We start from the raw sequence: 15,299 nt of genomic DNA on the forward strand, positions 1-15,299 counted from the left end.
CGGCGAGAGTGACGGCCGCGGGGTAGATCCAGGCGGTCACGGCGTCACCTCGTAGACCTTGATCCCCGCGGCTTCGGCGAGCTTCATGCAGCCGCGCGTCCCGTAGTTGGGCTGGCCGGGCTCCGGGAATGCGACCATCCACTCGGGCTTCGGCTGCTTGGCGACCATCTCTGCGTTGCGTCGGGGCCCGGCGCCGGGGCAGTAGTCGTTGAGCTGGCCGGGGTGGGCGCTATCGCCGGGCTTCTTGGTCCGCCGGTGGCCGGGTGGGCAGTTGGCGGCGCAGTGGTCCCAGTCGGCGGGCATCGGGTCTTCGGTGACGCCGAGCCATTCGCCGCAGTCGCGGATCCAGTCGGAGGCGGCCTGGTCGGCGGACTTCTCGCCGGGGCAGGCGCCGTGTCGGATGACGACGGGGCCTTCGGCGATGTTGAGGGCGGTGTCTGCGATGGTTCCGGCGACGACGCCGGGCTCGGTCAGCTCACGGCCGCCGGCGAGGAGGATGACGGTGGTCTTCATGCCGCCCTCCGCTCGCTGCTGTCCGTGATGGCGGCGAGGCGTTCGGCCGACAGCACATAGACCTTGATCGGCTTGCCGTGGGTGGACTCGGCGGTCGACGGTTCCTCGCCGACGATGACCAACTGGCGGGGGTGGCGGCGGCGGACCAGCGAGTGGAAGAGCAGGCCGGCCGCGCCGTGGCCGAGCTCGGGGAGTACGGCGCGCACGTCGTTCATGGAGAAGGGGCGTCCGTCGCCGCCGATCGCGTCGATGGCCTGGTTGAGGAGTGCGGTGTCCCAGTCGGTGACGGTGGCGTACAGGGCGGCGAGGGTGGCGTTGGCCTGCTCGCGGGCCTCGTCAGGGGTGATGGTCATGACGTGCCTTCCTTTTGCCGCGGAATGAGGGGCCAGGCGCCTTCGACGACGGCCTGCGGGTCCTTCTTGCGGAAGTGCTCCTGGAGGCTCTCGGCCTGTTCGGCGGCCCATCGGGTCTGGGCGCCGTGAAGCTCATCGAGGCTCATGAGGGCGAGTGCCGGGTAGTGGGTGGCCTGCCGCCAGGCGACCCGACAGGCGGCGATCGCGTCGGCGTCTGCGCTGTGGGCTGCATCGAGGCGAACCTCGTAGTGCTGGCAGAGGGCGGCGAGGGTGCGCTTCCCCGGCCGGTACCGGTCAACTTCCTTGTCGATGACGAACGGGTCGATGACCGGCCCAGCAGGCAGCTGGGCTAGATCGAATCGTCCGGCTTCCCTGTCGAGGAGGGTCAGGTCGTAGCGGGCGTTCATGGCCACGACCGGTATGCCGCCGAGGACGATCTGGGTGAGCGCGCCGAGGATCTCCTCGACGGCGCTGCGCAGGTTCACGCCGTCGGCGCGGGCTCGCTCCGTGCTGATTCCGTGAACGGCCGTTGCTCCGGCGGGGATCTCCTCGCCGTCGACGTCGGCCAGCCAGTTCGCGGTGGTAGTGGGCTGGCCGCCGCCGACCTGGACGATGAAGGCGCTGACGATGCGTGCAATCAGGGGGTCTGGTCCGGTGGATTCGATGTCAAAGCCGGCCATGCGACCGGTGTGCCACGTCATGGCGTGTGGTCTCCTGGGCTCAGAGGGACCGCTCGCATTACGGGTGCGAGCGGCCCCTCGATGCGGTTTACGGGGTCGGCACTTGCGCGACGGCGGGCCAGCCGCCTTCGGGTTCGAGCTCGGCGTCGACCGGCTCGGCTTCGGCCTTCAGCCGGTCGGAGATCTCCTTGAGATCGGCGATCAGCTCGTCGTTGAGGTGGCCAGCAGCGAAAGCCCGCCGGTACACGTCGCCGACGTCATCCGGAGTGAGCGCGCCCTCGGCCTCGGCGAGGTAGTCGGGGCGCGGCGCCTCGATCGCGGCGACAGGCTGCGTGCCAGACGGGTCGAGGGCGAGCGCGGTCGACAGCGGGCCGGACAGCGCCTGCCGCGGGGTCACGCCGCGCAGTTCGACCACGACGACGGGAAACTTCTTCGTCTCGCCGTTGCGGACGACCTGCCGCGGTTCGATCCGCAGCGTCACGGGCACAAACCCGTCGCCGTTGGTTCCGGCGAGGACCATGTCGACCATGCCGCCCCACTCGGATGCGGCGTAGAAGCTGTGGGTCTCGGCCCGCCACAAACCCATCCCTGACAGGTCGGGCAGCATCACGTTGAGGCGTGAGGTGGCGGAGCAGACGGTGCCCTTCTTCTGCTGGTGCCACTCCTCACCGAACCGGGCGAGGCACAGGCAGGGCTGGCGGGAGAGGAGTTCGGTCTCGCCGTCGCAGCGCCGCTGGCAGCCGCCCTTGGACCACATCTCGTTGTACTGGTTGAGCGGATCACCGGGCGTGATCAGGGCTTCGATGGAGGCCGCCTTGGTGATGACCCGCCACTGCTCGATCGTCGAGTTCAGCGGCTTCCACGATTCGGGCTCGCCGCCCCACAGCTTGGCCGCGGTACGGACGTGCTCTTCGGAGTGCGACGTGACGACCCACGTCGCGGAGCGCATCGGCTTGTTGCCCTGGGTGTAGCCAGTGCGGAGGCGGCCGTGTTCGGCAGCGCGCCGCTGGATGTTGAGGAGCCGGGAGCCCATGTCAGGCCACCTTTCGGAAGTTGCGCCACCGGGCCGGGACGGGCTGGTCGGGGGCGAGGAGGGCCGGATAGGAGGAGGGGGCGGCGTGGTGCCACAGCGCGTTGACGAGCGCCCCGCGGAACGCTTTGTGGGCGTCGCGGCCGGCGGGCATCTCGACGAGGGCGTGGGACTTGGCCCGCAGGTTGAGGACCCCGGCCTTCTGGATCTCCGGCATGGGCTGCTCGGAGTCGTCAGGGAGCAGGACCGTCTCGCAGTAGCGCAGGGCCGCCAGCTGCTGGGTGTTCTCCGGGTAGACGGCCTTGGCGGAGCGGGTCGCCGACGTCTTGAAGTCGATCAACCAGAGTTCGAGGGCGCGGTCTTCGCCGGTGGGCAGCCAGACCATGAGGTCGGCGGTCCCGGCGTAGCCGAGCCTGCGATGCAGGCAGGTGATCTCGGCGGCGACGACGTGCTTGTCGATGTCGACACCCCAGAAGCCGAGGAAGCATTCCAGCTGCACCAGGTAGGGGGCGACTTCGCGCTCGACGGCGAACGGCGCTCCCAGGAGCCGCTTCTCGGCGGCCTTGTGGATGAGGGTGCCGAGGTCGGAGGCGGTGTCGCGGGCGTCCTTGTGGATCTGCTTGAGCTGCTTGGTGAGCGCGTCCCGGTCGGTGATGGCGCGGCGGGCGACCTCCATGCGGTGGTCGAGAATCCACTCCAGGGTGACCTTGACTGCCCACGGTGCGAGGGCGCGCGTCTTGTTGACGGAGGTGTCGAGGACGTTGGTGACGGAGACGAGGTCAGGGCCGCCCGTCGGGTCGGTGTAGTAGCGGCCGTTGTCGGTCTCGTGGGCGTGACGCGGGGCGGTCATGATGCGTCTCCGTTGGTGCGGGAGAGCGCCTCGCCTGCCATCTCGGCAAGCTGTTCGTCGGACGCGGTGTAGAACGCGTCGGCCTTGGTGATTGCGTCGTACACGTCGCGGGCCCAGCGGGCATCGCCGAGCGCCGTATGGGCGACGCCCTTGGTCGGCGGCTCGATGCCCATGAGGCGGGACAGTTCGTAGGAGCGCCAGCCGTCGTCGAGGAGCTGGTCGGCGCGGGCGTAGAACTCGGCGTCGCAGTTCTGCTTGGTGAGGGTGTAGGCCTGCCCGTACAGGTGGCCGACGGCCATCGTCGCGACGTCGCGGGTGCGGTAGTGCCAGGCCGGGGTGGTGCCGGCTTGTCGGAACAGCTTGGTGAGGAACCGCTCGTCGAACGCCGGGTTGGATCCGACGAGGACAGAGCCGTCGAGGATCCCCATCAGGTCGAGCATCAGATCCCGGCCGGAGACGGGGCGGGCGTCGGGCGTGCTGCCCGTGGCCAGCCGGACGGCCATCTCGCCCTCGGGTACGGCGAACCGCTTGTGGTAGCCGTTGAGATCGAGCGCCTCAGGGTCGGCTTCGGCGAGGCTGACGCGGATCTGCCACAAGTACTCGGCGTCGGGGTGGCCGGGCCGGCGGTGGATGACGGCGATCTCCCACGCGTCGTGGTGGTCGGCGTCCAGGCCCGTTGTTTCGGTGTCGATGAAGGCGAGAGGCCTGGGGGCCTTCGCGGGGTTGCTGGTGCTCATGAGGCTCGCTTTCGGGTGTGAGTTGCCGGGCCCCGCCCGCCAGGGGGAGGGAGGGCGGGGCCTCGGCTGCCGCGGATCCACCAGGGGGGGTGGCGGTTCGACGCGGCGTCTATGGGGTTGTGGTGTGGGTGCCGGGCGGTCGGCGGGTGTGCAGCCGACGGCCCGGCAGATCGCGGGTTAGCCGGTGTCGAGGTCGCCGAAGAGCACGGTGGCGAGGGGCTTGGACAGCCGGGTCTTGCACAGGGCGGCGTGGTCGGGGCCGAGTTCCATGCCGATCGCGTGGAGGCCTTCGATGACGCAGGCTTCGAGGGTGGTTCCGGAGCCTGCGAACGGATCGAGGACCGTTCCGCCGGGCGGGGTGATCAGGCGGACGAACCAGCGCATCAGGGCGAGGGGCTTCACGGTCGTGTGCGCGGTGCCGTCCGCGAGACGCGGGCGCTCCGATGCGGGGGCTTTGGCCTCGTAGCGGAAGACGGGGAAGAAGCGGGAGGCGCCGCCGGTGTCGCCGTGGCCGCTGTTGCTGACATGGTTTCCGTCGCTGACGCCCATGACTCCGCCACTGCGCCTTTGCCCTTTCACGGGGCTGCTCGGGCTTGTGCTGAGGCCGCTCTGCCGGTCCATGTCGGCGACGGGGCAGCCGGGCACGCAGCCGTCGGCGCAGGCGTCCCCGACGGGTTCGTCGTGGTCGTTGAGGAGCGGAGGGTGAGTGAGGAGCACGTTCGTCGGCCAGCGGGCGGCATCCTCCGTGGCAGGCGCGGTGATCATGCCGTTAGCGGCAACCGCTTCAGGGTCACTACGCCACGGGCGATCCCAGCCGTCACCGCGTGATTCGTCGCCGCCCCGGGCTGCTAGCGCCGTCCTGCCGTCCGAACGCATCCGCGGTCCTACGACCTCGCGCGTCGCCCCGGCCGCCTTGTCGATGGCCTTGGACACGTCCAGCGATTTCGGCATGCCGCTGCCGTAGATCCAGTGGAGGCTGTCGCGGATCTCGAAGCCCGCGTCCTCGATGGCGACGGTCATGCGGTGGTAGGTGCGGGTGCCGCCGAAGGCGAGGAGGTGCCCGCCGGGCTTCAGGACGCGCAGGCACTCGTCCCACAGCTTCACGTTGTAGGCGACACCTGAGGCGTCCCAGGCGCGGCCCATGAACGACAATTCGTATGGCGGGTCGGTGACGATCGAGTCCACCGAGGCGTCGGGGAGTGTGGGCAGGATGTCGAGGCTGTCGCCGAGGTACAGCGTGACGTGGCCGTCGCTGTAGTACGGGTCCATCACGCCACCCCCTTCACGGTCTTGAGCGGCACCGTGGCGTCGACGCCCCAGCTGGCGGCCCGCACGTGTCCGGGGTCGGCGGAGGCGCCGGATGTCGACACCTGGACGACGGGGCTGAGGAGTCCGGCTGCGGCGGCGTCCTGCAGGGCGACCGGGCGGGCGGCCCTGCGGACTGCGCTGACGTCGGTTTCCTGTGTCTTGGTGGCGGCCGTCTCGACGTTCTTCTTGTCGGCCCTGCGCCCTGTCGCCTCGTCGAGGTCTTCGCGAAGGGTGCGGACCATGCCCGCCTGCTGCGCGAGGTGCTTCCGGTCGATGCCCGCCTGCTCGTTGAGCCGCTTCACGTCCGCTTCGAGGTCGGTGATGAGCTGCTCCAGGATGATGGAGCCGTCATCTGCTGCGGCCTTCGCGTTGAGCAGCGCCACGTTCTCCTCACGGAGTCCGTCCATCTGATGACGGAGTCCGGCGAGCTGCTGCGCGTGCTCAGCCTTCAGCGCCTTCAGGTAGTCGTCGACGCGGTGCTTGGGCTCGCCCTTCGGCTTGTCCCGCAGGCCGGGGATGAGGTCGGTGAGGGTCATGCCGCCGCCTCCGCCCGGAGTTCGGCCGCGGTGTCGCGGAAGGCGTTGCGGACGTCGTCTGCGGTGCGCTCCAACTCGTCGTTCCACCAGGCGATCTGTCGCGGGATCGCCGGGATCTTGAGGTAGCGGGCGACAGCGAGCGCTGTCGCGTCGGCCAACGCGATGCGGTCTTCGAGGCGGCGCTTGCTGACGCCGAGCAGCGGGCTTCCGGTGACGGCCGTGTTGATCGCGCCGAGCATGTCGACCCGGCACTCGCCGAACGCTGTGCCTTCCTCGCACTGCTCTTCGTCGTAGAGGTAGCCGCGGTGCCAGCCGACGCGGTCGATGACCTCGATGGCCTTGTCGAGGACGTCGGCGATCTCGACCTTGGTAGGTGCGGTTGTGCTGATCACGGCTTCCTCCGCTCGGGGGTCGGCTGGTCGTCGTAGGAGTCGTCGCGGCGCTGCTTGATCCGCTCCTCGATGTCCCGGACCTTGGTGGCCAGGCGGCCACGACCGGCGACGCGTTCGGCGAGGGTGGTGCGCGGGGCGGCCTTCACGGCGCCTCCCGGTTGGTCCTGGCCTCGATGCCGAGCGCGGCGAGGAGGCCGCTGAGGTCGGCGGCGATGGCGGGGTCTTGGCCGAGCTCACGTCCGGCGAGCCGCGGCATGATGTCGTCGAGCGCGTGGGGGTGTTCGGCGGCGATCGCATCGGCGACACGGACGGCGGCGCGGCGCTGCTGTCCCGGGCTGGCCTTGCGGCGGCGGGGGTCGTCGGTTCCGAGTTCGAGTCCCATCACGCCTCCTTCGCGGCGAGGCGGGCGTCGTAGGCGGCGAGCGACTCGACGAACCCGGCGTCCGCGCTGTCACGGAAAGCTCGGGACGCGTGGCGGCCCCAGGTGGTGAGGCGACCTGTGTCGGCGTGCCAGGTCTGCGTGCGCTCCCAGTCGGCTGCGGGGAATGCTCCCTGGAGCAGTGCGGCGAGCCGTCGGCATCCGCCTTGCGGCAGGCGGACCATGTCGCCGTCCGCGTTGCTGGCGCGGACCACGAAGGTCTGCGTCATCTCCCCCGACGTGTCCGTCCATACGGGCGTCGCCAGCACGGTGACCGCGCCGGGCGCGATCTGGTCGATGCGGTACGGCAACTGCTTGCAGTGCCTGCGCCTGCGGCCCGCCGAGGATCGGCGGGGTCGCAGCGGGACTGCCTCGCTCTGTCGGGAGCGCCGCGTAATGCAAGTGGAGAAGTACTCGCCTCGCACGCCGCGCGACCAGGTGCGCAGTTCAGGCCCGTACACAGCCGTGTAGTCGGCGTCGAGGGCAACGAGGGACTCTTCGACGCCGTCGGCATCTGTCAGGGTGCTGATCACGGTCGTCATGCCGCCACCGCCTTGGCCTGCGCCGGGGTGCGGGCGTCGATCGCGCCGAGCAGGCCGGTGACGGCGCCGTGAAGGGCTGCGAAGTCGACGGCACTAACGGGCTCCTGCTCGGCGAGAGCCTTCGCGATCGGGGCGTGCGCCTCACGCACGACGTCGATGACCCCGGCGAGGCCGGCGTCCAGGTGCAGGTTGTTCATGACGCCTCCTGGTGGCGCTTGTTGCTGGCGGCGAGGGCAGCGATGTGCTCGGCCCATCCGGGATAGGTCGCGTCGGTGGGCTCCTCGTCCATGTGGGCGACGAGGCGCTGGTCGAGCGCGTAGGCGAGCCGGTCGGACTCGCTGTGCGTGGCTGTGGCCGCCTGCCGGAGGGTGATGCACGCAGCCTCAGCGGCCACCGTGTCGGCGGGCACGTCCAGGGCGGCGATGTCGCGGTGCGGAGTCGTCGTCATCACCAGCACCTGCCGATCTCGCGGATCGATCCCGTGGCCTCGCGGACCGAGTCGACGGTGTCGTCGCCGTTGAAGGAGCCGGCGAGACGGCCGATGTAGCGGATGCCGTTCTCGTGGCTGAGGGACAGCCAGGCGTTGCCCTTGCCGTCGATGTAGATGTGGCGGCGGCGGTCGCCCGGGTTGTCGGGGCGTACACCGTCGGCGGCCTCACGGACGACGGGCACCCACTCTGGGACGGGCAGCGGGTTCTCCCAGCGGAGAGACTGTTCCTCGGCCCCGTCGCATACCGCGTGCACGTCGTTGAGGCAGCGGGTGAGGTAGGCCAGCTCTTCGGCGGCCGTCGGCTCGTGGTCGGCGTACTTCCCCAGCTCGGTGCGGACCTCGTCGCGTTCGGCGCGGACCGCAGCCAGCTCGGCGGCCAGGTCGTGCACGTCGTTCTTCAACCACTCGACATCGGCGAGGGAAGCCTGCCCACGACGACGGCACTTCGCCATCAGGGCATCGGCACCCGCAACCGTCTCGGCTTCGCGCTGCGGCGACAGGCGGGCGCTCATGCGGCACCGTCCTCACCGTCGGCGGGGATGTGGGAGCCGCCATCGCGCCAGGCGTAGACGCGCAGTGCACATTCCGTGTACGGCTGGCGCACGATGTCCATGAGTGCGTCGTCCCAGAAGCCCAGGAACGACTCCTCGACGTCAGCGATCAAGTCCGGGGTCAGGGCGCTCATGACGTGCCTCCCTGAGACGAAGCCGCCGGGATCTGCACGGAGGCTGTACCGCCGAGCCGCTTGTGCAGCTCATGGACGCCCTTGACCGTGACGCGCAACTGCGGGGCACCGAGCGTCAGCTCTTTGGTGCGCGGGTGCGTGTACGACTGGGGCAGCTCCGACAGCCAGCGGCGCTCGACCGCGTACTGCTTCGCCCGGTACCGGTGGTCGGCGTTCTGGACGTAGGCCCAGTCGAGTTCGTGGAGGAGCCCGAACAGCCGGTTGCGGCCCGTCTCGATCGCCGGGTCACGGGACAGGATCTTCGCCGCGTCCGCGACCGAGAAGTCTCCGTCGCCTGAGGCGAGCGTCTGCCACGAGTTGGCCGCAGGCTCCAGCTCGGCGACGCGAGCCTCGGCTGCGAGGCGCCCCTCTTCGGACTCGATCGCCGCCTGGAGGGCTTCCAGCTTCGTCATCTCGCGCGGCTGCACCGAGTACGAACCGGTCTGTCGGAGAGAAGGAACGACCTCGTGGGCGATCCAACGACGGAAGCTCTTGGCCCGCGGCGATCGAGAGATCAGCAGCAGGGCGTAAACGCCAGGCTCGGATACGAGCACCATCTGCTGGGCGCCACCAGGGGTGTCCACGGCCGCGGACACCCTCTCGTCCTCGTCGAGCTGGACGAGTGCGTCGCGGTACTTGCTAATGCCCACGGCGTCGCAGGCGTCCTTGCCGACGAACCAGGGCTGGCCGTCGATCATCACGGACCGCACGTGCTGCGCGGTCTCCGGGAAGGTGAACACCAACGGGGTGCTCGGAGATGGGACCATGTCGGACACGGGGTGTCTCTTTCTCTTGCACGTGGATGCAGGTGAGGGAGTTCCTCAGAGGCCCTGGCTGCCGGGCTTAGGCCCCCGGCGGTTGGGGCCGCAAGCCGCTCTAGGCGGCGGGGTCGAACGCGGCGGCGGAACGCTTCGAAGTCCGGGCGGCGACCTTCTTGCGCGGCCTGCGGGGCTCCGGCGGCCGGTTCTCCGCTTCGCGCTCGGCGCTGGGTCGCGGGCTCATCTGCTCTGCCAGCCATTCGTCGATGGCGGTGAGGCTCCAGACGGCCTTCCGGTTGAGCGTTTCCGACTCAGGACCCGTGTTGTCCTCGGGCTTCTTCTGCCGGTCCTTATAGAGGGTTTCGATGGCGCGCCCGGTGAGGCGTGAGGCCTCGTCGGCGTAGACGTATCCGGGCGGGGCCGGTCGGTCGTACTGGGGGGTACGCGGCACGGCTACTCCTGTCCTTGATCCGTAGTCGATGTGACGCGATTTAGCGTCACTGGGGGCATGAAGAGACCGAGGAGGGGGTAGCCCGTGGCCTCCGCGAGGGCGTGGGCGTCTCGGACGCTCACGGTCTGCTGCTTTCCGTCGCGCAGCTTCTGGATGGTTCCTGCGTCGCACCCGCTGGCGGCAGCCAGCTTCCGTACCGAGTAGGGGATTCCGCTGGCGGGGTTCTCCATGGCCCACTTGAAGATCGCGGGGCTTTTCAGTGGATAGCGGGCCTGACTCAAGTGGATCTCCAGTGGTACGGAGTGGCTTTGACTGGTTCCAGTAGAGCACCCCCGTAGTCACTGTGTCTACAGATTGGGTCACCCCAATGTCGAGTATCGGCAAACTTTCCGGCTGGATAGCATCGATCTGTAGACGATCCGTCTACAAACGGGGATGGTTGTACGGGCTGACCTGCTATTTTCCCGACGTCCGCCCCCACAGACAGAAACAGCAGGTGCAAGAGTGAACCGAGAGGACCACGAGGACATGACGGCCCCGGCCAACGCCCCGGACCCCGGCGCGGCCGACCCCTCCCCCGCAGGCGCACTCTCCCAACTCATCCAAGAAGCCCTCGACAGAGGCAAGAGCCTGAGGGAACTCGGCAAAGCCGCGATCGACCCCACGACCAAAACCAAAATCTCCTGGCAGTACTTCCAGAAACTCGTCAAGAACCCCCCGGCCGCGGCACCCAGCCCGATCCAGATCGGCGCCATCGCCGCAGCGCTCGGAAAGTCCGAGGACCGCATCAAGGCAGCCGCCGCCGAGCAGTGGCTGGACTACCGCGCCACCGAACTCGTCGGCTACGGCGGCACGGTGCGCATCATCCTCGGCCACCTAGGCGGCATGCCGGAGCAGGAACAGAAGCGCTGGCTCGCGATGATCGAGGCCGACGAGCGGGCACGCCGAGAGGAATAGCACAGCAGTCGGCGCGAATCTGCGAGTTGATCGGCAAAGACCGCAAGTCGCTATTTTCCACAACCGATTGTCTACGACTGCTTGCGGGTCGTAACCTTCCACACCCGTACACATGCGACCTCCAGGCCACACGTGTACCGATCGTCGGGAGGTTCCCATGCTGCGCGTCGTGTACAGAGCCGCAACTGACCTTGCGAACGGCAAGGTGTCCGACTGGCGGGAAGACCGTGGGCTCGTAGAGATCTCCGTCGCCCGGCAGGCACAGCCCAGCGAGTTCATCCCCTCCCTCAACCGCACGCTCAGCGACTTCCTTTCCCAGGCGGAGTGGTATCAGATCTGGGAAGGCGAGGTCATCTCGGCCTCCACGCCCGGCAGCCCGCTCAGCTGCACCTTCGAGGTGTCGCGCCTCCGGCCAGCGCCCCTGCTGGAGATACGTGAGCTGCGGGGGCTGGTCGCCCTGCACATCTCCCCTACCGCAACTGTCGAGCGGTTCGTGCAGGTCCTCAATCCCGCCATCGAAGAGTTCTTGGCGGGGGGATGCTGGTTCCAGCTGTGGCGGGGGGAGATCGTCACGATGGATTCCCCTGAGACTGTCGCCGCCTGACGGCTCGTTCGAGGGGGTCGCATGCCGGGGTACATCGAAGACCGCTGGTACAAGAAGGGGCCGCCCGATCCCGAGACGGGCAAGGCGACGCGAGAGCCGACTGACCGTTACGGTCAGGGCAAGCGCTACAAGGTCACCGGAATCCCCGGGGTGCGCGCCCGGTCCTTCCCTGACAAGCAGCTCGCAGCCGCGAAATCCTGGCTCGCCGACGCTCAGAGTGACAGCGCCAAGGGCGAGTTCATCGATCCGCGCGACGGCAACATCCTGCTGCGCAAGTACGTCGAGGAGCACTGGTGGCTAAGCCGCACCGGGGACCCCGCGACCCTGGAAACCGTTAGTCGCAGGGTCCGCAACCAGATCCTCCCCTTCCTCGGCAGTCTGCCGCTACGGCAGATCAAGGTCGACACCCTCCGGATGTGGCTCAAGGACCTCGAAGGCGTCATCTCCCCCGGCACCGCTGTACCCGTATGGCAGTACCTCAACAACATCCTTGATTGCGCCGTCGACGACGAACGCATCCCCAAGAACCCCTGCCGGGCCAAGAGCATCAAGGCGCCGGCCAAGCCGCAGAACAAGGCACGTGCGTGGACCCGCGAACGCGTCAGCGCCGTACAGGCGGCTCTGCCCGCGCAGTACCGGATCCTTGTGGACATCGGCGCAGGCGCCGGCCTCCGTCACGGTGAGTCGCTTGGCCTTTCCATCGACGACGTAGACCTTGAGGGCGGTGTCATCCACGTAAATCGACAGGTCCGTAGCGTGGGCGGGAAGCTGGTGTACTCGCTGCCCAAGGGGAACAAGACCCGCACCGTGCCCGTCCCTGGCCATCTCGTGGCCCGCATCAAGGAGCACGTTGCCGCCTACCCGGCGCAGGCTGTGACGCTGGCTTGGAAGGATCCACGGCCGCCCCTGACCAAGGTGGAGGCCAGGGAGCGTGCGCCGCAGACGCACCGGTTGCTGGTGACCAACCGCAACAACTCCGCGGTGCGCGCGAACATGTGGAACGAGCACTACTGGAAACGGGCCCTCGCCGCGGTGGGGGTCATTCCGGCTCCGGAGAAGAGGGAGCGCAAGACCGGGCGCGGGAACCGGCTCGTCTACGATGCCGCGCACGAGCACGGCTTCCACTGCCTGCGGCATACGTTCGCCAGCGTGCAGCTGGACGCGCGGGAGAATCCCGTGGCAGTCTCGAAGTGGCTCGGTCACGCAGATGCCGCGATCACGCTGAAGGTGTACGGGCACTTCCTGCCCGAAGCTGACGGCCGCGGACGGCAGGCAATGGACGCCTGGTTCGCGAGCGGATCGGATTCCCCGGCGTTCTCCCCAGGCGCTCCCCAGGTCACTGAATCCGACGTTGACGGCACGTTTCCCGAGGGTCCTTCTGCCGCCCCTCAAGTTGAGCCCGAGGGCCCGCGTCCTAGCGTTGAGCAGGGAGAACAGGCGGCCTGAGCTTCTCGGCGAAATGCTTCAGCTCTTCGGCCAGATACAGCCAGACCACCGCTCGGTAGCGATTGAGGTAGAACTTCACCGGCGTGACGAAGCCCGCGCGTGTGAGCCGGGTGAACCGGGCCGTGGAGATGTCCATGAGAGCCGCGCCCTCCGTGGTCCCCACGGCTCTGATGCTCTCCAGCCATGCCTCGGGAAAGCCGTCCCCGGCACGGACGCGCTCGATCTCCTCGCGTGCGACGCGGCGCCGTCCCCCGCCTGTGTCGCTGACGGTGTGGATGCGTCCCAGCATCACGGCGAGCTCGAACTCGCCGCGTTTCAGCCCCAGTTCTCGTGCTGCTCGGCTCTGCGTGACCGGTGTCCGCGCTGCCGTGTCAGCGGTTTCCTGCGTGATCGTGTGACCTGTCATGGTGGTTCTCCCCCGTGAGGCGTCTTTGCTCTCGGGAAAACCGTAGCGCGATCAACGCGATCCGCGTCGAGCCTGTGGATAACTCTCGACACGCCGACGTTTCAGCTGGTCAGAGGTCTACGACCGGTATCCGTTCCGGCTGCCGGGCACCCACGCCGAGATGCTCGCCGACACGATTGACGAGGAGTGTCATCTCGTACGCGACCTGACCGATGTCCGCCTCCGCGGAGCTGAGAACGCACAGGCAACTGCCGTCGCCTGCCGCCGTGACGAACAGCACCGCGTCGTCGAACTCGATCATCGTCTGGCGGACGCTGCCCGCACGGAAGTGCCGCCCCGAGCCCTTGGCCAAGCTGTGCAGGCCCGACGAAACCGCGGCCAGGTGTTCCGCGTCCTCGCGCTTCAGCTCGGAGCTCGCGCCGGTCACCAGGCCGTCGTTGGACAGCACCAACGCGTGCCGTACGGGCTCCATGCGCTTGGTCAGGTCGTCGAGCAGCCAACCGAGGCCCGTGTTCTGCACCATGTTCCCGTCTCCCCGCTTTTCTGTTCCCCCTGGCTGAAGGAACTGACCTGCCAGCCTTCCCCACCATCGGCCCTCCGGCAAGCATGATGAGGACATGGCACAGAAGATGACCGAGGACCAGTGGCGGGCTTTCGTCTCGCAGGGCACCCGTACCGGCAAGCTGTCGACCGTCCGGGCGGACGGCAGCCCACATATCGCACCGATCTGGTTCCTGTTGGACGGGGACGAGCTGGTGTTCAACACCGGGGCAGAGACCGTCAAGGGACGGAACCTGGCGCGGGACGGGCGCGTCGCCCTTTGTGTGGACGACGACAGGCCTCCGTTCGCGTTCGTGGTGATTCAAGGGCAGGCACGACTGATCGACGATCTCGACCAGGTGCGGCACTGGGCTGCCCGGCTCGGCGCCCGCTACATGGGTGAGGGGCGCGCCGAGGAGTTCGGCGAGCGCAATGGCGTGCCCGGTGAGCTGCTCGTGCGCGTCAAGATCGACAAGGTGATCGCTCACGGCGGCGTCGCCGACTGACCACACCTCTGCCCAACGGCTGCGCTCAGCCCAACGGCTGTCCTCAGCCCACCGTGTCGAGCAGCCGGGCGGTATGCATCCGCCCGGCGTACTCGACCAGACGTATCAGCACCTCCTTTCCCGAATCGCGGTCCCGTGCGTCGCACAGCACCACGGGGGTGCCGCGGTCGAGGTCCAGGGCCCGTGACACTTCATGTGCACCGTACGTACGAGCGGTCGCGAAGCAGTTGACGGCCACCACGAACGGGATGTGCCGGTGCTCGAAGTAGTCGACGGCGGGGAAGCAGTCCTCGAGCCGTCGGGTGTCCGCGAGGACGACGGCACCGAGCGCGCCCTGGGACAACTCGTCCCACAGGAACCAGAAACGGTCCTGTCCAGGCGTACCGAAGAGGTACAGCGACAGGCCCGACCTGATGGTGATGCGGCCGAAGTCCATGGCGACGGTCGTCGTGGTCTTGCGGTCGACTCCGCCGGTGTCGTCCACCGACTGGCCCGCCTCGCTGAGGAGTTCCTCGGTGCGCAGCGGGCGGATCTCGCTGACGGCACCGACCAGGGTGGTCTTGCCCACCCCGAAGCCGCCCGCGACCAGAATCTTCAACGCCATGGCGGTCGTGTCGCCGCCGTCGGCGTCAGAGCGCTCGGAGCCCATCGATCACCTCTCGCAGGATCTTCTCGTCGGGTAGCTGTGCGGGTGGCACGGGTCGGTTCACCTTCACGCAGCCCATTTCCAGCAGGTCTCCGAGCAGCACCCTGACCACGCCCACGGGCAGATCGGCGTCGGCCGCGAGCTCGGCGACCGACTGGGTCTCGGTGCGGCACAGTTCGATGAGCGACCGGTGTTCCGGACCGAGTGCGGTGTCGTCCCCGGGGCCCGGTGCGTTCTCGTCCAGCGCGACGAGTGCGATCAGATCGAAGCGCACTCCTTGGGGGCCCGGCCGGGTCCTTCCGCCCGTCATCGCGTAGGGACGGACCAGTGGTCCGGCCTCGTTGTCGTACCACTGGCTGCCCGCGTCGCGCGGGACGCCGCTCCTGTCCTCGGTCATCTGCGTCGACCGCCC

25 protein-coding genes and 1 pseudogene are annotated in these 15,299 nt (G+C 68.5%); 4 read left to right on the forward strand and 22 right to left on the reverse strand.

Annotated features, from left to right (window positions below):
- Positions 1-36 precede the first annotated feature (36 nt).
- The 18 genes from E5671_RS06470 to E5671_RS06555 form a co-directional block, all read right to left on the reverse strand.
- Positions 37-513, reverse strand: a complete 477-nt coding sequence (locus tag E5671_RS06470; protein WP_160502884.1) for a hypothetical protein — start codon at positions 511-513, stop codon at positions 37-39.
- Complete coding sequence (locus E5671_RS06475) at positions 510-866, reverse strand: hypothetical protein (protein WP_160502885.1); 357 nt, start codon at positions 864-866, stop codon at positions 510-512. The genes E5671_RS06470 and E5671_RS06475 overlap by 4 nt, the downstream gene beginning before the upstream one ends.
- Entirely contained in the window at positions 863-1,567 is a 705-nt protein-coding gene (locus E5671_RS06480) for an exonuclease domain-containing protein (protein ID WP_160502886.1), read from the reverse strand. Before E5671_RS06480 ends, E5671_RS06475 begins: the two co-directional genes overlap by 4 nt.
- Before the next feature lie 67 nt (positions 1,568-1,634).
- Complete coding sequence (locus E5671_RS06485; protein ID WP_160502887.1) at positions 1,635-2,579, reverse strand: recombination directionality factor; 945 nt, start codon at positions 2,577-2,579, stop codon at positions 1,635-1,637.
- Between the two features lies 1 nt (position 2,580).
- Entirely contained in the window at positions 2,581-3,426 is an 846-nt protein-coding gene (locus E5671_RS06490; RefSeq protein ID WP_160502888.1) for a hypothetical protein, read from the reverse strand.
- Positions 3,423-4,163, reverse strand: coding sequence for a 3'-5' exonuclease (locus E5671_RS06495; protein ID WP_160502889.1), 741 nt, complete (start codon positions 4,161-4,163; stop codon positions 3,423-3,425). The genes E5671_RS06490 and E5671_RS06495 overlap by 4 nt, the downstream gene beginning before the upstream one ends.
- 177 nt (positions 4,164-4,340) lie before the next feature.
- Positions 4,341-5,432: a DNA-methyltransferase gene (locus E5671_RS06500; protein ID WP_160510018.1), complete on the reverse strand. Its 1,092-nt coding sequence runs from the start codon at positions 5,430-5,432 to the stop codon at positions 4,341-4,343.
- On the reverse strand, positions 5,432-6,007 hold the full coding sequence (locus E5671_RS06505) for a hypothetical protein (protein ID WP_160502890.1): 576 nt from the start codon (positions 6,005-6,007) through the stop codon (positions 5,432-5,434). Before E5671_RS06505 ends, E5671_RS06500 begins: the two co-directional genes overlap by 1 nt.
- Positions 6,004-6,399, reverse strand: a complete 396-nt coding sequence (locus E5671_RS06510) for a DUF6197 family protein (protein WP_160502891.1) — start codon at positions 6,397-6,399, stop codon at positions 6,004-6,006. Before E5671_RS06510 ends, E5671_RS06505 begins: the two co-directional genes overlap by 4 nt.
- On the reverse strand, positions 6,396-6,545 hold the full coding sequence (locus E5671_RS06515; protein WP_160502892.1) for a hypothetical protein: 150 nt from the start codon (positions 6,543-6,545) through the stop codon (positions 6,396-6,398). Before E5671_RS06515 ends, E5671_RS06510 begins: the two co-directional genes overlap by 4 nt.
- Positions 6,542-6,781, reverse strand: coding sequence for a hypothetical protein (locus E5671_RS06520; RefSeq protein WP_160502893.1), 240 nt, complete (start codon positions 6,779-6,781; stop codon positions 6,542-6,544). Before E5671_RS06520 ends, E5671_RS06515 begins: the two co-directional genes overlap by 4 nt.
- Complete coding sequence (locus E5671_RS06525; protein WP_160502894.1) at positions 6,781-7,359, reverse strand: hypothetical protein; 579 nt, start codon at positions 7,357-7,359, stop codon at positions 6,781-6,783. The genes E5671_RS06520 and E5671_RS06525 overlap by 1 nt, the downstream gene beginning before the upstream one ends.
- The gene (locus E5671_RS06530) at positions 7,356-7,556 is read right to left on the reverse strand and encodes a hypothetical protein (RefSeq protein ID WP_160502895.1); all 201 of its coding nucleotides are present in this window, start codon (positions 7,554-7,556) and stop codon (positions 7,356-7,358) included. Before E5671_RS06530 ends, E5671_RS06525 begins: the two co-directional genes overlap by 4 nt.
- Complete coding sequence (locus E5671_RS06535; RefSeq protein ID WP_160502896.1) at positions 7,553-7,807, reverse strand: hypothetical protein; 255 nt, start codon at positions 7,805-7,807, stop codon at positions 7,553-7,555. Before E5671_RS06535 ends, E5671_RS06530 begins: the two co-directional genes overlap by 4 nt.
- On the reverse strand, positions 7,807-8,361 hold the full coding sequence (locus E5671_RS06540; RefSeq protein WP_160502897.1) for a hypothetical protein: 555 nt from the start codon (positions 8,359-8,361) through the stop codon (positions 7,807-7,809). Before E5671_RS06540 ends, E5671_RS06535 begins: the two co-directional genes overlap by 1 nt.
- Positions 8,358-8,534, reverse strand: a complete 177-nt coding sequence (locus tag E5671_RS06545) for a hypothetical protein (protein ID WP_160502898.1) — start codon at positions 8,532-8,534, stop codon at positions 8,358-8,360. The genes E5671_RS06540 and E5671_RS06545 overlap by 4 nt, the downstream gene beginning before the upstream one ends.
- Entirely contained in the window at positions 8,531-9,340 is an 810-nt protein-coding gene (locus tag E5671_RS06550) for a BRO family protein (RefSeq protein WP_237330468.1), read from the reverse strand. Before E5671_RS06550 ends, E5671_RS06545 begins: the two co-directional genes overlap by 4 nt.
- Before the next feature lie 109 nt (positions 9,341-9,449).
- Positions 9,450-9,782, reverse strand: a complete 333-nt coding sequence (locus E5671_RS06555; protein ID WP_160502900.1) for a hypothetical protein — start codon at positions 9,780-9,782, stop codon at positions 9,450-9,452.
- 504 nt (positions 9,783-10,286) lie between these two features.
- Between E5671_RS06555 and E5671_RS06560 the strand changes: the two genes are divergently transcribed.
- From E5671_RS06560 to E5671_RS06570, 3 genes are all read left to right on the forward strand, one after another.
- Positions 10,287-10,739, forward strand: a complete 453-nt coding sequence (locus E5671_RS06560; protein WP_160502901.1) for a hypothetical protein — start codon at positions 10,287-10,289, stop codon at positions 10,737-10,739.
- Between the two features lie 157 nt (positions 10,740-10,896).
- Positions 10,897-11,343 (forward strand): hypothetical protein, encoded by a 447-nt coding sequence (locus tag E5671_RS06565; RefSeq protein ID WP_160502902.1) that lies wholly within the window; start codon positions 10,897-10,899, stop codon positions 11,341-11,343.
- A 21-nt stretch (positions 11,344-11,364) separates the two neighbouring features.
- A complete protein-coding gene (locus E5671_RS06570) occupies positions 11,365-12,789 on the forward strand; it encodes a tyrosine-type recombinase/integrase (protein WP_160502903.1) in 1,425 nt (474 codons plus the stop codon).
- 7 nt (positions 12,790-12,796) lie between these two features.
- Here E5671_RS06570 and E5671_RS06575 read toward each other — a convergent pair.
- Positions 12,797-13,195, reverse strand: a pseudogene (locus tag E5671_RS06575) (DUF6397 family protein); the annotation flags it as partial.
- Between the two features lie 109 nt (positions 13,196-13,304).
- Positions 13,305-13,718, reverse strand: a complete 414-nt coding sequence (locus E5671_RS06580) for a roadblock/LC7 domain-containing protein (RefSeq protein WP_160502904.1) — start codon at positions 13,716-13,718, stop codon at positions 13,305-13,307.
- A 94-nt stretch (positions 13,719-13,812) separates the two neighbouring features.
- Here E5671_RS06580 and E5671_RS06585 point away from each other — a divergent pair, with 94 nt between their 5' ends.
- A complete protein-coding gene (locus E5671_RS06585; protein WP_160502905.1) occupies positions 13,813-14,241 on the forward strand; it encodes a PPOX class F420-dependent oxidoreductase in 429 nt (142 codons plus the stop codon).
- Between the two features lie 43 nt (positions 14,242-14,284).
- Here the strand turns inward: E5671_RS06585 and E5671_RS06590 are convergent, their stop codons facing one another.
- Together E5671_RS06590 and E5671_RS06595 are read right to left on the reverse strand one after the other, a co-directional pair.
- Positions 14,285-14,890, reverse strand: coding sequence for a GTP-binding protein (locus E5671_RS06590; RefSeq protein ID WP_160502906.1), 606 nt, complete (start codon positions 14,888-14,890; stop codon positions 14,285-14,287).
- Complete coding sequence (locus E5671_RS06595; RefSeq protein ID WP_160502907.1) at positions 14,871-15,284, reverse strand: DUF742 domain-containing protein; 414 nt, start codon at positions 15,282-15,284, stop codon at positions 14,871-14,873. The genes E5671_RS06590 and E5671_RS06595 overlap by 20 nt, the downstream gene beginning before the upstream one ends.
- Positions 15,285-15,299 lie beyond the last annotated feature (15 nt).

This window comes from Streptomyces sp. BA2, assembly GCF_009769735.1.
Taxonomy (GTDB): Bacteria; Actinomycetota; Actinomycetes; order Streptomycetales; family Streptomycetaceae; genus Streptomyces.

Bases quoted from the DNA above. Each gene is read 5' to 3' on its own strand.
- E5671_RS06470 (WP_160502884.1), bottom strand. From the start codon at position 513: ATGAAGACCACCGTCATCCTCCTCGCCGGCGGCCGTGAGCTGACCGAG.
- E5671_RS06475 (WP_160502885.1), bottom strand. From the start codon at position 866: ATGACCATCACCCCTGACGAGGCCCGCGAGCAGGCCAACGCCACCCTC.
- E5671_RS06480 (WP_160502886.1), bottom strand. From the start codon at position 1,567: ATGACGTGGCACACCGGTCGCATGGCCGGCTTTGACATCGAATCCACC.
- E5671_RS06485 (WP_160502887.1), bottom strand. From the start codon at position 2,579: ATGGGCTCCCGGCTCCTCAACATCCAGCGGCGCGCTGCCGAACACGGC.
- E5671_RS06490 (WP_160502888.1), bottom strand. From the start codon at position 3,426: ATGACCGCCCCGCGTCACGCCCACGAGACCGACAACGGCCGCTACTAC.
- E5671_RS06495 (WP_160502889.1), bottom strand. From the start codon at position 4,163: ATGAGCACCAGCAACCCCGCGAAGGCCCCCAGGCCTCTCGCCTTCATC.
- E5671_RS06500 (WP_160510018.1), bottom strand. From the start codon at position 5,432: ATGGACCCGTACTACAGCGACGGCCACGTCACGCTGTACCTCGGCGAC.
- E5671_RS06505 (WP_160502890.1), bottom strand. From the start codon at position 6,007: ATGACCCTCACCGACCTCATCCCCGGCCTGCGGGACAAGCCGAAGGGC.
- E5671_RS06520 (WP_160502893.1), bottom strand. From the start codon at position 6,781: ATGGGACTCGAACTCGGAACCGACGACCCCCGCCGCCGCAAGGCCAGC.
- E5671_RS06525 (WP_160502894.1), bottom strand. From the start codon at position 7,359: ATGACGACCGTGATCAGCACCCTGACAGATGCCGACGGCGTCGAAGAG.
- E5671_RS06530 (WP_160502895.1), bottom strand. From the start codon at position 7,556: ATGAACAACCTGCACCTGGACGCCGGCCTCGCCGGGGTCATCGACGTC.
- E5671_RS06535 (WP_160502896.1), bottom strand. From the start codon at position 7,807: ATGACGACGACTCCGCACCGCGACATCGCCGCCCTGGACGTGCCCGCC.
- E5671_RS06540 (WP_160502897.1), bottom strand. From the start codon at position 8,361: ATGAGCGCCCGCCTGTCGCCGCAGCGCGAAGCCGAGACGGTTGCGGGT.
- E5671_RS06545 (WP_160502898.1), bottom strand. From the start codon at position 8,534: ATGAGCGCCCTGACCCCGGACTTGATCGCTGACGTCGAGGAGTCGTTC.
- E5671_RS06550 (WP_237330468.1), bottom strand. From the start codon at position 9,340: ATGGTCCCATCTCCGAGCACCCCGTTGGTGTTCACCTTCCCGGAGACC.
- E5671_RS06565 (WP_160502902.1), top strand. From the start codon at position 10,897: ATGCTGCGCGTCGTGTACAGAGCCGCAACTGACCTTGCGAACGGCAAG.
- E5671_RS06570 (WP_160502903.1), top strand. From the start codon at position 11,365: ATGCCGGGGTACATCGAAGACCGCTGGTACAAGAAGGGGCCGCCCGAT.
- E5671_RS06580 (WP_160502904.1), bottom strand. From the start codon at position 13,718: ATGGTGCAGAACACGGGCCTCGGTTGGCTGCTCGACGACCTGACCAAG.
- E5671_RS06585 (WP_160502905.1), top strand. From the start codon at position 13,813: ATGGCACAGAAGATGACCGAGGACCAGTGGCGGGCTTTCGTCTCGCAG.
- E5671_RS06590 (WP_160502906.1), bottom strand. From the start codon at position 14,890: ATGGGCTCCGAGCGCTCTGACGCCGACGGCGGCGACACGACCGCCATG.
- E5671_RS06595 (WP_160502907.1), bottom strand. From the start codon at position 15,284: ATGACCGAGGACAGGAGCGGCGTCCCGCGCGACGCGGGCAGCCAGTGG.